The organism is Stenotrophomonas sp. NPDC077421 (genome assembly GCF_049545505.1).
Taxonomy (GTDB): domain Bacteria; phylum Pseudomonadota; class Gammaproteobacteria; order Xanthomonadales; family Xanthomonadaceae; genus Stenotrophomonas; species Stenotrophomonas nematodicola.
In genome coordinates, this window is record NZ_JBMWDP010000002.1 from 180,849 (window position 1) to 194,865 (window position 14,017).

General features: G+C 64.4%; 10 protein-coding genes and 1 pseudogene. All 11 read left to right on the forward strand.

Annotation, left to right across the window (positions count from 1 at the left end; genetic code table 11):
- Positions 1–78 precede the first annotated feature (78 nt).
- Positions 79–336 carry a metal-sensing transcriptional repressor gene (locus ACPEH1_RS02205; protein WP_003821156.1) on the forward strand — a complete coding sequence of 86 codons (258 nt, stop codon included), beginning with the start codon at positions 79–81 and terminating at the stop codon, positions 334–336.
- Positions 337–345: 9 nt separating this feature from the next.
- A complete protein-coding gene (locus ACPEH1_RS02210; protein ID WP_003821155.1) occupies positions 346–1,656 on the forward strand; it encodes an MFS transporter in 1,311 nt (436 codons plus the stop codon).
- Positions 1,657–1,789: 133 nt separating this feature from the next.
- On the forward strand, positions 1,790–2,812 hold the full coding sequence (locus ACPEH1_RS02215) for a cation diffusion facilitator family transporter (protein ID WP_003821153.1): 1,023 nt from the start codon (positions 1,790–1,792) through the stop codon (positions 2,810–2,812).
- Positions 2,813–2,855: 43 nt separating this feature from the next.
- Positions 2,856–3,233, forward strand: a complete 378-nt coding sequence (locus ACPEH1_RS02220; RefSeq protein ID WP_003821152.1) for an ArsR/SmtB family transcription factor — start codon at positions 2,856–2,858, stop codon at positions 3,231–3,233.
- A 229-nt stretch (positions 3,234–3,462) separates the two neighbouring features.
- Positions 3,463–4,032 carry a DUF4148 domain-containing protein gene (locus ACPEH1_RS02225; protein WP_003821150.1) on the forward strand — a complete coding sequence of 190 codons (570 nt, stop codon included), beginning with the start codon at positions 3,463–3,465 and terminating at the stop codon, positions 4,030–4,032.
- Between the two features lie 166 nt (positions 4,033–4,198).
- Positions 4,199–6,907 carry a heavy metal translocating P-type ATPase gene (locus tag ACPEH1_RS02230; RefSeq protein ID WP_003821148.1) on the forward strand — a complete coding sequence of 903 codons (2,709 nt, stop codon included), beginning with the start codon at positions 4,199–4,201 and terminating at the stop codon, positions 6,905–6,907.
- 235 nt (positions 6,908–7,142) lie between these two features.
- The gene (locus ACPEH1_RS02235; protein WP_023110692.1) at positions 7,143–8,327 is read left to right on the forward strand and encodes an efflux RND transporter periplasmic adaptor subunit; all 1,185 of its coding nucleotides are present in this window, start codon (positions 7,143–7,145) and stop codon (positions 8,325–8,327) included.
- A pseudogene (locus tag ACPEH1_RS02240) lies at positions 8,324–11,505 on the forward strand (efflux RND transporter permease subunit). The gene ACPEH1_RS02235 and the pseudogene ACPEH1_RS02240 overlap by 4 nt, the downstream one beginning before the upstream one ends.
- Before the next feature lie 20 nt (positions 11,506–11,525).
- Entirely contained in the window at positions 11,526–13,031 is a 1,506-nt protein-coding gene (locus ACPEH1_RS02245; RefSeq protein WP_423715166.1) for an efflux transporter outer membrane subunit, read from the forward strand.
- Positions 13,032–13,154: 123 nt separating this feature from the next.
- On the forward strand, positions 13,155–13,466 hold the full coding sequence (locus ACPEH1_RS02250) for a MerR family DNA-binding protein (protein ID WP_235049637.1): 312 nt from the start codon (positions 13,155–13,157) through the stop codon (positions 13,464–13,466).
- Positions 13,467–13,545: 79 nt separating this feature from the next.
- The coding region (locus ACPEH1_RS02255) for an MFS transporter (RefSeq protein ID WP_423510517.1) at positions 13,546–14,017 on the forward strand (472 nt) is incomplete at its 3' end.

Here is a 14,017-nt window from a genome sequence, read left to right on the forward strand (position 1 = left end):
GAGGTGGGGCTAATCCACTGCGCAAACAGCTATGCAGACTCCTTGAGCATATCCCCCGGGGGGGGATATGATTGCTGCATGAAAGAGATGCACAAGCACACCAGCCACCCAGATCTCGTGAAACGGCTCAAGCGCGCCGAGGGTCATCTGCGACACGTCATCGGGATGATCGAAGGAGAAGAAACCTGCCTGGACATCGCTCGCCAGCTCGCTGCGGTGGAGAGCGCCGTCACAGCGGCCAAGCGCGTCCTGATCCATGACCACATCGACCACTGCCTATCTCATGATGAGGACTCCGTTCTAGCCGAAATGAAGGCGCTAACCAGACTGCTCTGAGGTCTCTCGATGCTCTCCGTCCTAAAGAACCGCACCTACCGCCACCTGTTCACCGCGCAGGTGATCGCACTCGTCGGCACAGGCCTGATGACGGTAGCGCTCGGCCTACTTGCCTACGAGCTGGCCGGGGCCGATGCAGGTGCGGTGCTCGGGTCGGCGCTGGCTATCAAGATGCTGGCCTATGTGGGAGTCGCTCCAGTCGCACAGGCCTTCGCCGACCAGTTCCCGCGACGGTCATTGCTCGTAGCGCTGGACCTGGTACGAGCGGTTGTCGCGATCTGTTTGCCCTTTGTCACCGAGGTCTGGCAGATCTATCTGCTGATCTTTGTCCTGCAAGCGGCATCCGCCGGCTTCACGCCGACTTTCCAAGCCACTATCCCGGACATCCTTCCCGATGAAGAGGACTACACGAAGGCGCTGTCGCTGTCCCGGCTGGCCTATGACCTGGAAAGCCTGATTTCCCCGATGCTGGCTGCTGCGCTGCTGACCGTCATCAGCTTTCACAACCTGTTCGCGGGAACAGTGCTCGGTTTCCTCGTTTCAGCCGCGCTCGTGGTCAGCGTGCGGTTGCCCACAACTATTCCCGGACCGCGCCGCGGCATTTGGGATCGCACGACCCGCGGCACACGCATCTATCTCGCTACGCCACGCCTGCGGGGCCTGCTGGCGATCAGCTTGGCCGTCTCGGCGGCGGGCGCCATGGTGATCGTGAACACGGTGGTTCTCGTGAAGGCGCGCTTTGGCCTAGGCGAGGTCGAAGTGGCGTCGGCACTGGCGGCATTCGGAGGCGGTTCGATGGTGGCAGCCTTCGTTCTGCCATCCTTACTGGAAAAGGTGGCCGACCGAACCGCGATGCTCACCGGCGCTACCGTACTGGTCGTGGGCACGGGGATCGGCGCACTGCTGCCGAGCTATGCATTGTTGCTGCCGCTGTGGTTGATCATCGGCTTTGGCTACAGCGTGGCGCAAACGCCATCCGGCCGTCTTCTGCGCCGCTCGGCCCATGCCGAGGACCGTCCTGCGATCTTCGCGGCACACTTCGCGCTGTCGCACGCCTGTTGGCTCATCTGCTACCCACTTGCCGGCCGCTTCGGCGCGGTCATGGGCTTGCCATCGACCTTCATTGTCATGTCCCTGGTCGGCTTGGCCGGCGTGGCGCTGACGCTCTGGCTGTGGCCGGCCAGCGACCCTTCTGACGTGGCGCATGACCACCCCAGCTTGCCGCCGGATCACCCTCATTTACGCACACACGCAGACCAAGGCAGGCACCATCACCAGCTGATTCTGGATGACCTGCACCGTATCTGGCCGAAAGGATAGGCACATTTTCTCGTTGCGGCATCACAACGCATGGCTTCGGAGGCTGAGAAGGGTGAGCGAAAATATATCACATGAACACATATTCATGTGTTATATTTCGCCATAGTCAAACACTCAACCAGCAGAGGCGCCCATGTCCCAATCCAATGCACATGACCATGGTCACGACCATGATCACGACCACACCCCCACAGTGACGAGCGCCAACGAGCGCAAGGTTCTGGTTTCCTTCTTCCTGATCTTCGGCTTCATGCTCGTGGAAGCTGTCGGCGGCGTGCTGTCGGGCTCGCTAGCCCTACTTGCCGATGCTGGCCACATGCTGACCGACGCCGTGGCACTTGCCCTGGCTTACGCTGCCTTCCGATTCGGTCGCCGCGCAGCCGACAGCAAACGCACATTCGGTTACCTGCGCTTCGAGGTCATCGCCGGCTTCCTGAACGCCGTGACCCTGTTCGCGATCGTCGCATGGATCGCCTACGAGGCGTGGGAGCGGCTGCAGGCGCCGCCCGTCATCCTCGCCGGCCCGATGATGATCGTCGCCGTGCTCGGCTTACTGATCAACGTCCTCGTGCTGTGGATCATGACCCGCGGCGAAACCGATCACGTCAATGTGAAAGGTGCCATCCTCCACGTGATGGGTGACCTGCTCGGCTCTGTCGGCGCCATCGTTGCAGCGATCGTCATCTACTTCACCGGCTGGACTCCGATCGACCCCATCCTGTCGGTTCTAGTAGCGGCGTTGATTCTGCGCAGCGCCTGGAAGCTCCTGGCCAAGTCGATCCATATCCTGTTGGAGGGTGCGCCAGAGGACGCTTCGCCGGAAAAGGTGGAACAAGGCCTGATGAGCACTGTGCCCGGCCTGGCGGCTGTCAGCCATGTTCACGTGTGGCAACTCACTTCCGGTCGCACGATGGCCACGCTACACGTTCGACCCAACGTGGACGAGGAGGCGCGAGCTGTGGTCAAGCGCGTCGAGGCGGTGCTGCGAGAGCAGTTCAGCATCGAACACGCCACAGTCGGAATCGACTGGAACTCGGAGGCTGACGAGAACATCTGCAGCCTGCAACCCACGACAGGCCGTCAGGACCACAGCGGCCACGACCACAGTGAGCACAATCATGACCATGACCACTCCGCTCCCGGTCACAAGCATTGAGGCCGTGCTAGACGGTTCGCAGTTCACTTGAGGGTTTGAATCCATGACATCCCGCAAAACCACCAGCGCCGCTATTGTGCAATGTTCGACCTCTAACCACGGCACGACCACTGATGTCCTCGCACTATCGCAAAGTGACGTCGCTGTTCTGGCAGAGACCTTCCGCCTGCTGGGCGACCAATCGCGATTGAAAATCCTGTTGCAGTGCATGCGCGGATCGGTCGCAGTGGGCGACATTGCTGGCTCGCTAGACCTGTCGCAGTCCTTGGTCAGCCATCACCTGCGCCTGTTGCGCGGCGCGCGCCTCGTGCGCGGCGAGCGCCAAGCCAAGCACATCTTCTACGGCATTGCCGACCAGCACGTCAGCCAGGTACTCCAGGACATGGCGGTTCACATTTCGGAGGACAGACACGACGATTGACTGAACATGTGAGTGCGCGCCGGCCTACGCCTTCAAGGGGTAGGCTTTTTTTGGCTATTAATCTAGAGAGACACCGGCGCGCCTTGCTGAATGCCTAGAAGACCCCAAGCAAAAAGCACTCTAAAAATAAACACTTGAACATATCCTCATGTGTGTTATTATTTGTCTACGGGGTATCCGAAAGGCGTAAGGACCACGCCATTATTTTTAACGTCAAGGAGTATTGACCATGTCCAAGAAAATTCGCTTTGCTGTTCTGCTTTCCGCACTTTTTGCTGCTGGAGTAAACGCTCAACCGTTCGCCGCAGATATGACACGGCAACAGGTCCAGGAGGATCTGGCTGCTTGGAGGCAATCTGGGTTGGAAGCGTTGTCTCGCGGCGAAAGCGGCCCGGATACGTTCAGCCCTCAATACCAGGCTGCCTTTCAGCGCTACTTGCAATTGACCCAAGGTGATATGTATCAGGCGCCCTCAGCAGGAAAGACTCGTGCTGAAGTGATGGCTGATTTGGAACTGTGGAAAATCTCCGGCATGCACGCGTTCACCTCGCGCGGAATCACCACCGCTTCGCACACCCAAGCCTACCAACAAGCCTACGAGAGCTATCTCCAGCTCAAGCTGGGTGCGGCTTACAAGGCTCCGGTGGCATTGACTCGTGCTCAAGTAAAGAGTGATTTGGCAGATTGGCAGGTTGCGGGAATGGCTGGATTCTGGGCTGGTGAGCAGACGCCTGATACCTATAGTGATGCCTACCGCACCGCATTTGAAACCTACCAGATGCTGCGCAACAAAAAATGACTTAATGGCAGCTGCATAAAGCAGCGGTCGGATGGTTCAGCCAGAAAGAGATTCTTTCTTTTTTTTGAATAAACATACAAACAAGTGTTCATTTGTTTGCATAACATTCCGATCGCTGATTTGTGCGTCCTGCCACGGCGATTACTCAGAGAACCAGGAGATTGATATGTCTTTGGAAACATTGGACGGCACAGGAGCGCAGGACGAACAACTGGGCTTTCGGGTCGAAGGTATGGATTGCGCCAGTTGCGTCGGCAAGATTGAAACAGCGCTTGGTCGAATTGATGGCGTATCAAATGTACAGGTTAATTTTACAAATGAGACGCTGACGTTGACGCGCAGCACAAGTAGCCGAAATACTGCACGCGACATTGCCAAGAAAATCCGGTCCCTGGGCTTCGACGTGCAGGCACTGCCCGCGTCCGAAATGTCCGCAGCACCTGCACCGTGCCATGCGGCCCACGCGCATGACCACGCCGGCTGCGGCGGCCACCATGACCATGGGCATGCCCACGACCACGGGCACGATCATTCGCACGGCAAAGCGTGCGGTGATGACCATGGGCATGGCCATGCTCACGGCCATGCCCATGACCACGGTCACGATCACGGGGCCTGCAGCGGGCATGACCATGCGCCGGCCTCTGCCTCCCGTGGAGCACCCAGCACGCCCCCCAACGTGTCCATGCGCGTCGAGGGCATGGACTGCGCCAGTTGCGTCGGCAAGATCGAAACGGCGCTCGCTCGCATGGATGGCGTGTCCGATGCCCGCATAAACTTCACCGCAGAAACGCTGGAATTGACGCTCGCGTCTGGCGGCCCCACGCAGCTCGGCCACATCGAGAAGACCATCAAGAGCCTGGGCTTCGGCGTCTCCGACGTGCGCCGCCATGATGGCTCAGCACCCGCGGCCCCAGCAGCAGCATCGACGGCGCGCCATCAGCGCTGGTGGCAGACGAAGAAAGGCAAGCACGTGCTGGGCCTGGGCGGCCTGATGGGCTCGGCCTACGCGATCGCGCAGTTCGTTCCTGGCTACGCTGAATGGATCTTCGCCGCTGCGGTGATCGCGGGCGTGCTGCCGTTCGCTCGCAAAGCCTTCGCGCTGGCTGTGTCAGGCTCGCCGTTCTCTATCGAAACGCTGATGGTCGTCGCCTCGCTGGGCGCGCTCGTGATAGGCGAGGCCGAGGAAGCTGCTGCCGTGGTGTTCCTGTTCGCGATCGGCGAGCTGCTGGAAAGCGTGGCCGCCGGCCGCGCGCGCGCCGGCATCAAGGCGCTGGCCTCCCTGGTGCCTAAGACGGCGGTACTGCTCGATGCCGCGGGCGGGCAGCGCGAAGTGCCCGCCGCTTCCCTGCGCGTGAGCGACCGCGTGCTGGTGCGCCCTGGTGACCGGGTGCCTGCGGACGGCAAGATCCTCCGCGGTGAAAGCAGCCTGGACGAGTCGCCTATCACCGGCGAGTCCGTACCGCGTCAAAAGGCTATCGGTGCCGACGTGTTCGCCGGCTCCATCAACGTCGATGGCGTGCTCGAAGTACAAGTCGAGAAGACGGCATCGGACAACACCATTTCTCGCATCATCCAACTGGTGGAGCAGGCGCAGTCCTCCAAGGCGCCCACGGCTCGCTTCATCGAAAAGTTCAGCCGCTACTACACCCCTGCCGTCATGGCCATCGCGGCGTTGATCGTGGTGGTTCCGCCACTTGCCATGGGTGGCGACTGGGGTACCTGGCTGTACCGCGGCCTCGCACTGCTGTTGATTGCCTGCCCATGTGCGCTGGTGCTCTCCACACCGGCGGCCATCGCCTCGGGCCTTGCGGTGGCCACGCGACGGGGCCTGCTGATCAAGGGTGGCAACGCGTTGGAAACCATCGGCCGCGTGCGCGCCATTGCCTTCGACAAGACTGGCACGCTGACCGAGGGCAAGCCGCGCATCACCGAGGTCCTGCCCTTCGGGCTGTTCAAGCATCAACAGGTCCTTGCGCTTGCCGCCGCTGTCGAGTCCGGCTCAAACCATCCCTTGGCGAAGGCCATTGTCGCCCATGCCAAGAGCCTGGACGTGGCGATTCCCCAGGCCACGGGCGCATCGGCCATTGCCGGCAAGGCGGTGCGCGCCACCGTGAACGGCAGTGCGCTCGCTGTCGGATCGCCCGCCCATGCGGAACAGACGGCCACGCTGACAGCCGCGCACCGCAGGGAAATCGACAAGCTGGAGGATGGCGGCAAGACCGTGGTGGTCCTGTTCGACGAAGCCAGCAAGAACGTTCTGGGCCTGCTGGCCCTGCGCGACGAGCCCCGCCGCGACGCGCGCGAAGGCGTGGCCCAGCTCAACGCCATGGGCGTGCGCTCGGTCATGCTGACCGGCGACAACCGCCGCACCGCGCAGGCGATCGCCGGCAAGCTGGGCATCGAGTGGGAGGCCGAGCTGCTGCCGCAGGACAAGCTGCGCTTGGTCAACGAGATGAAGCGTGATGCCAAGGTGGCGATGGTCGGCGACGGCATCAACGACGCGCCGGCCCTGGCGACCGCCGACGTGGGTATCGCCATGGGCGGCGGCACGGACGTGGCGCTGGAAACCGCCGATGCCGCGCTGCTCAAGAGCCGCGTCACGGACGTGGCCCACCTGGTGGCCCTGTCGCGGGCGACGATGGCCAACATTCACCAAAACGTCGTATTCGCCATTGGCCTCAAGGGCTTGTTCCTGGTCACCACCGTGTTGGGTATCACCGGCTTGTGGGTTGCCGTGCTGGCCGACACCGGCGCCACGGCCCTGGTCACGCTGAACGCACTGCGCCTGCTGCGCTTCAAGGGCGCGCCGGAGGCCAACCACGGCGACGACGCCGGGCGTCCCACCACCTTGTCCGTGCCGTCTGCCCGCTGAGGCAACAAGAGGGCTTGACCTTGCCGTCGTTGTAACGCCTAGCCTCCACACAAATGTCTGCAGAGCGCTTCGGAAGGGCCGGAGTCCTGCATCCAAGAAAGGGTCACTTCCATGCGTAAAAAAATCAGAATCATTGTGGTGGCAGGCGTCATCGCAGCCGTCGGGGGGGATAGCGATCGCTGCCCGCGACGCCAAGGACGAGGGCAAGGCCGCGGCGCCCCCGGCGGGCGCGCCGATGGCGCCGCAGGTGCCCGTGGCCGAGGTCATTACCCGCACGGTCGCGCCATCGGCCGAGTACACCGGCTTCCTGGCCGCGCCCAAGACCGTCGAGCTGCGCTCGCGGGTCGGCGGCGCCGTCGATGCGGTGAGCGTTCCCGAAGGTAGCCTCGTGCGCAAGGGCCAACTGCTGTTCCAGATCGACCCGAGGCCGTTCCAGGTTGCGCTCGACACGGCCGTGGCGCAACTGCGTCAGGCCGAGGTGCTGGCCAGCCAGGCCCAGGCCGACTTTGACCGCGCCGAGCGCCTGGTGGCGACCGGCGCCGTCGCGCGCAAGACCTATGACGATGCCGCCTCCGCACGCAACGCGCGCCAGGCTCAGGTGCAGGCGGCTAAGGCCGCCGTTGCTGCGGCTCAGCTGGACCTGTCCTACGCCCGCGTCACTGCGCCCATCGCCGGGCGCGTCGACCGCGTGCTCGTGACCGAGGGCAACTTGGTCAGCGGTGGCGGCGCCGGCGCGGCCACGCTGCTGACCACGATCGTATCCATCGACCCGTTGCACGTGTACTTCGACATTGATGAGGCCACCTATCTCAACGTCGTCAGCCGCTCGCGGCCCGCTGCGGGCGCCGGTAGCAAGGCTTCGCTGCCCGTGCAGGTCGGGCTGACCACGGACAAGGGTTTCCCGCACAGGGGCGCGCTCGACTTCGTGGGCAACACCATTGACCGAAGCACCGGCACGATCCGCGCGCGCGCCGTTGTGCCCAACCCGGATGGGCGCATGGCACCCGGCATGTTCGCCCGGGCCAAGCTGTCCACCGGCGCGGCGCGCGAGGCCGTCCTGATCGACGATCAGGCCGTGGGCACCGACCAAGGGCGCAACTACGTGCTGGTCGTGGGCGAGAACAACCAGGCCCAGTACCGGCCCATCGAACTGGGGCCGGTGGTGGACGGGCTGCGCGTCATCAACGGCGGCCTGCAGGCCGGTGAGAAGATCATCATCAAGGGCCTCGTGCGCCCCGGCATGGCGGTCACGCCGCGCATGGTGCCCATGCAGGCGCCCGCGGCACCGGCCGCCGGCGCGACCGGCGCGACCAAGGCTGCGGCAAACGCTCCGGCTCCCGCTGCGGCGCCTGCCAAGGCCGGTGGCGCGGACCCCGCCAAGGCTGACGGCGCGGCCGGCTCGGCGGAGGCCCGCAAATGAATTTCCCCCGCTTCTTCATCAACCGGCCGATCTTCGCCATCGTCCTGTCGGTGCTGATGCTGATCGCGGGCGCGATCAGCTATTTCCAGCTCCCCCTGAGCGAGTACCCCCAGGTCACGCCGCCGACGGTGCAGGTCACCGCCAGCTATCCCGGCGCCAACCCGCAGGTGATCGCCGACACCGTGGCATCGCCGCTGGAGCAGGCGGTCAACGGCGTGGAAGGCATGATGTACATGCAGTCCCAGATGTCCACGGACGGGCGGATGGTGCTGACCATCTCGTTCGAGCAGCACATCGACCCCGACGTCGCGCAGATCCAGGTGCAGAACCGCGTCTCACGCGCGCTGCCCCGGTTGCCGCCCGAGGTCCAGCGCATCGGCGTGGTCACCGACAAGACCGCGCCCGATATTCTCATGGTGGTGCATATGCTCTCGCCGGGGGACCGCTACGACCCGCTGTACGTGTCCAACTACGCGATGCTCAACGTGCGCGACGAACTGGCGCGCCTGCCGGGCATCGCCAACGTGATCATCGGCGGTGAAGGCGAGTACGCAATGCGCGTCTGGCTCGACCCCGAGAAGGTCGCATCGCGGGGCATGACCGCCAGCGATGTGGTCGCCGCCATCCGCGAGCAGAACGTGCAGGTCGCAGCCGGCTCGATCGGCCAGCAGCCGAATGCGTCGGCCGCCTTCCAGGTCAGCGTCAATGCGCTGGGGCGCCTGACCACCGAAGAGCAGTTCGGCGACATCGTGATCAAGGCCGGCGCCAACGGCCAGGTGACCCGCCTGCGCGACGTCGCACGCCTGGAACGGAACTGGGCTCGGACAACTACACCATGCGCGGCCAGCTCGACGGCGAGAACGCGGTCGGCCTGCAAATCCTGATGACGCCCGGCTCCAATGCCCTGGACACGTCCAGCGCGGTGCGCGCGACGATGGAGCGGCTGCAGGCCAAGTTCCCCGAAGGCATCGAGTACAAGATCGCCTACGACCCCACAGTCTTCGTGCGCGCCTCGCTCCAGTCCGTCGCCGTCACGCTGCTGGAGGCCATCCTCCTGGTGGTGATCGTGGTGGTGCTGTTCCTGCAATCTTGGCGCGCGTCGATCATTCCACTGATCGCCGTGCCGGTCTCGCTGGTCGGCACGTTCGCGGTGATGCACATGTTCGGCTTCTCGCTGAACACGCTGTCGCTGTTTGGCCTCGTGCTCTCCATCGGCATCGTGGTGGATGACGCCATCGTGGTGGTGGAGAACGTGGAGCGCCACATGGCGCTGGGCGAATCGCCCAAGGATGCGGCGCGCAAGGCGATGGATGAAGTGACTGGCCCGATCCTGGCCATCACCTCGGTGCTGGCAGCGGTCTTCATCCCCTCGGCGTTCCTGTCGGGGCTGCAGGGCGAGTTCTATCGCCAGTTCGCGCTGACCATCGCGTTCTCGACCATCCTGTCGGCGATCAACTCGCTTACGCTGTCGCCAGCGCTGGCCGCCATCCTGCTCAAGCCGCACCACGGCGCGGCCAAGCCCGATCGTCTCACGCGCATCATCGACGGCGTGTTCGGCGGCTTCTTCCGCCGCTTCAACCGCTTCTTCGATCGCGCCTCGAATTCCTACGTCGGGGGCGTGCGCCGCGCGGTGCGCGGCAGCGCCATCGTGCTGCTGCTCTACGTCGGCTTCCTGGGCCTGACCTGGCTGGGCTTCCACAAGGTGCCTGCGGGCTTCGTGCCGGCCCAGGACAAGTACTATCTCGTGGGCATCGCCCAGCTTCCGACCGGCGCCTCGCTGGATCGCACCGAGGCGGTCGTCAAGGAGATGACCAAGATCGCACTGGCTGAGCCGGGCGTCGAGAGCGTGGTGGCCTTCCCGGGCCTGTCGGTCAATGGACCGGTGAACCAGCCGAACACCGCGCTGATGTTCGCCATGCTCAAGCCCTTCGATGAGCGCAAGGACCCGTCGCTGTCGGCCTTCGCCATCCAGGGCAAGCTCATGGGCAAGTTCAGCCAGATCCCGGACGGCTTCGTTGGCATCTTCCCGCCGCCGCCGGTGCCGGGCCTGGGTTCGATGGGCGGCTTCAAGCTGCAGATCGAGGACCGGGCGGGCCTGGGTCCCGAGGCGCTTGCGCAGGCACAGGGCCAGATCATGGGCAAGGCCATGCAGGCGCCCGAGCTGGCGAACATGCTCGCCAGCTTCCAGACCAATGCGCCGCAGTTGCAGGTGGACATCGACCGGGTGAAGGCCAAGTCGCAGGGCGTATCGCTGACCGAGGTGTTCGACACCCTGCAGGTCAACCTTGGCTCGCTCTACGTCAACGACTTCAACCGCTTCGGTCGCACCTACCGGGTCATGGCCCAGGCCGATGCGCAGTTCCGCATGCAGGCTGAGGACATAGGCATGCTCAAGGTGCGCAATGCAGCGGGCGACATGATCCCGCTGAGCGCGATCGCGACCATCGAGCGCAGTTCCGGCCCCGACCGGGTGATGCATTACAACGGCTTTCCCTCGGCCGACATCAGCGGCGGGCCAGCGCCGGGCTACTCGTCCGGCCAGGCCACCGCCGCGATTGAGAAGATCGTGAGCGAATCGCTGCCGGACGGTATGACCTACGAATGGACGGACCTGACTTTCCAGGAAAAACGGGTTGGCAACACGGCGATCTACATCTTCGCGCTGGCGGTGCTGCTCGCCTTCCTGTTCCTGGCGGCCCAGTACAACAGTTGGTCGCTGCCGTTCGCTGTGCTGCTGATTGCACCCATGGCGCTGCTCTCGGCGATCGCCGGCGTCTGGCTCTCTGGGGGCGACAACAACATCTTCACGCAGATCGGTTTCGTGGTGCTGGTCGGCCTGGCTGCCAAGAACGCGATCCTGATCGTGGAGTTCGCCCGCGCGAAGGAAAGCGAAGGGGCCGATCCGCTGGCAGCCGTGCTCGAAGCCGCGCGCTTGCGGCTGCGCCCGATCTTGATGACGTCGTTCGCCTTCATCGCTGGCGTGGTGCCGCTGGTGCTGGCCAGCGGTGCGGGCGCCGAGATGCGCCACGCCATGGGCATCGCGGTGTTCGCCGGCATGCTGGGCGTGACGGTATTCGGCCTGGTGCTGACGCCGGTGTTCTACGTTGTGGTGCGCAAGCTGGCGCTGCGCCGCGAAGCGCGCCATGCCCGTGGCGGCATGACCGACCAGCACGCATGACGGCCAGGAGGACATACGACATGAAAACATCTTTCGCATTCACACGACCCGCCAGGACGCTGGCGCCGCTCGCCCTCGCGGCGGCGCTGGCTGGCTGCTCCATGGCACCGAAGTATGACCGGCCCGCAGCGCCGATCGACACGGCCTATCCCTCGGGCGCGGCCTATGTGGAACTGGCGGCCGCGACGCCCGACGACGCGATCACGGCCGAGATCGGTTGGCGGGACTTCTTCCGCGACCCGCTGCTGCAGCAGTTGATCGGCATTTCGCTGGAGAACAACCGCGACATGCACAAAGCCGCGCTCAACGTGGAGGCGGCTCAGGCGCTGTACCGTATCCAGCGTGCCGAGATGCTGCCGAACCTGGGCGTTTCCGCCCGCGGCGCGTCAGAGCGCGTACCGGCCGACCTCAGTACCACGGGGCAAAGCGACGTGCTCCGGCGCTACGACGTGGCCGGGGTGACGGCCGCCTGGGAGCTGGACCTGTGGGGCCGCATCCGCAGCCTCAACGACCGGGCGCTGGCGTCCTACCTGGCCCTCGACGAGACCCGCATCGCCACGCAGATGAGCCTGGTGTCCGAGGTGGCCAGCGCCTACCTCACGCTGCGCGCCGACCAGGAACTGCTGCGCCTGACGAGCGACACCCTCGCCACACAGAAGCGCTCCTATGACCTGACCACCCAACTGGTGGAAGCGGGAAATTCCACGCAGCTCGACCTGCGCCGCGCGGAGATCGCGCTGCGCACCGCCGAGGCCAACCGCGCCGCCTACACGCGGCAGGCGGCCAAGGACCGCAACGCGCTGCTGCTGCTGCTGGGCCAGCCGCTGACGCCGGAGCTGTCCCGGCAGCTTGACGAGGCCGTGGCGCTGCCGGACGACATCGTGCCGACCGACCTGCCGAGCGGCCTGCCGTCCGAACTGCTCGCGCGTCGGCCGGACATCCGCGCCGCCGAGCAGATGCTGATCGGCGCCAACGCCAACATCGGCGCGGCGCGGGCCGCGTTCTTCCCGACGATTAGCCTCACGGGCTCGGCGGGCACGGCCAGCGCTTCGCTGGACGGCCTGTTCGATTCGGGCTCGCGGGCCTGGAGCTTCCTGCCGCAGATCACGCTGCCCATCTTCCGCGGCGGCGCGTTGCGAGCCAATCTGGACGTGGCACAGGTACAAAAGAGGATCGAAATCGCCAACTACGAGAAGTCTATCCAGGCGGCCTTTGCTGAGGTGGCTGACGGCTTGGCGGGCAAGCGCACGCTTGATGAGCAGATCCGCTCGGAGCAGCTCCTGGTAGCGGCTAGCCAGAAAGCCTACCAACTAGCCGAGCAACGCTTCCAGGAAGGCGTGGACGACAACCTCACCTTGCTCGATGCGCAACGCACACAGTACGGTGCGCAGCAGACCCTGGTGCGCACGCGCCTGACGCGGCTGAACAACCTCATCCACCTCTACAAGGCGCTGGGTGGCGGCTGGACTGAGCACACGGTGCAATCGGGCGCCACCGGGCAACCATCCGCCCGGTCGCCGGGATAAGGGCTATGCGCAACGGCGGCGTTCCCCATCGTTGCGCACGGAGAACCGGATGAGGATCGGTGAACTTGCGCGCTTGACGGGCACCCCCCGGAGAACATTCGGTTCTACGAGCGGGAGGGCCTGTTGCAAGCCCCGGAGCGGTCACGCAACAACTATCGGCGCTATGGCCCGGCCCATGTCGAACGGCTTCACCTGATTCGCAACTACCGTGCCTCGGGAATCGGCCTGGATGACGTGCGCCGCCTACTGGGTTGGGCACATGAGGGGTTCCTGGAACCTGAGCTGCTAAGGCAGGCTGTCCAAGGCCATCTCGCCTGTGTTGAGGAACGCATGGAGCAACTGATCCAGGTGAAAGAGCACCTGCTCGCATTGGCCCTGCACGGTGCTGCTTCCGCCGGGGCTTCCGAGGATGGACCGGCTCGCGATGGTTCGTGAGCATCGCATGTCCATATAACTGAATATATATTCATGCGTGTAATATTTCCGGCCAGACAAACGAATAAGAAAGACGCCCATGACCGACCAGAGCATCACGCGCCGAAACATCGGCGTTCTCACCGCCGCGCAGGCGCTCGGCGGCGCCAGCGCGCCCATCGTGATGTCGCTGGGTGGGCTGGTCGGCCAGCAGCTTGCCAAGAATTCGGCCTGGATCACCTTGCCCGTGAGTCTGTTCGGCCTGGGTCTTGCCATCGGCACCTTGCCTGCCGCCTTCATCATGCGGCGCCATGGCCGCCGCAACGGATACGTGGTGGGGGTCGGCTTCGGCGTGGCCTCGGGCCTGATCGCCGCGTTGGGCATCATGCTGGCCTCGTTCTGGATCTTCTGCGCCGGCACCTTCCTGGCGGGCTTCTACGGCGCGTATGTGCAGAGCTACCGCTTCGCAGCCGCCGACACCGCCGAGGACGCGCTTAAGGCCAAGGCCATTTCCTGGGTCATGGTGGGCGGTCTCGCGGGCGCCATCATCGGGCCGCAGTTGGTGATCTTCA

Bases quoted from the DNA above. Each gene is read 5' to 3' on its own strand.
- ACPEH1_RS02205 (WP_003821156.1), top strand. From the start codon at position 79: ATGAAAGAGATGCACAAGCACACCAGCCACCCAGATCTCGTGAAACGG.
- ACPEH1_RS02210 (WP_003821155.1), top strand. From the start codon at position 346: ATGCTCTCCGTCCTAAAGAACCGCACCTACCGCCACCTGTTCACCGCG.
- ACPEH1_RS02215 (WP_003821153.1), top strand. From the start codon at position 1,790: ATGTCCCAATCCAATGCACATGACCATGGTCACGACCATGATCACGAC.
- ACPEH1_RS02220 (WP_003821152.1), top strand. From the start codon at position 2,856: ATGACATCCCGCAAAACCACCAGCGCCGCTATTGTGCAATGTTCGACC.
- ACPEH1_RS02225 (WP_003821150.1), top strand. From the start codon at position 3,463: ATGTCCAAGAAAATTCGCTTTGCTGTTCTGCTTTCCGCACTTTTTGCT.
- ACPEH1_RS02230 (WP_003821148.1), top strand. From the start codon at position 4,199: ATGTCTTTGGAAACATTGGACGGCACAGGAGCGCAGGACGAACAACTG.
- ACPEH1_RS02235 (WP_023110692.1), top strand. From the start codon at position 7,143: ATGGCGCCGCAGGTGCCCGTGGCCGAGGTCATTACCCGCACGGTCGCG.
- ACPEH1_RS02245 (WP_423715166.1), top strand. From the start codon at position 11,526: ATGAAAACATCTTTCGCATTCACACGACCCGCCAGGACGCTGGCGCCG.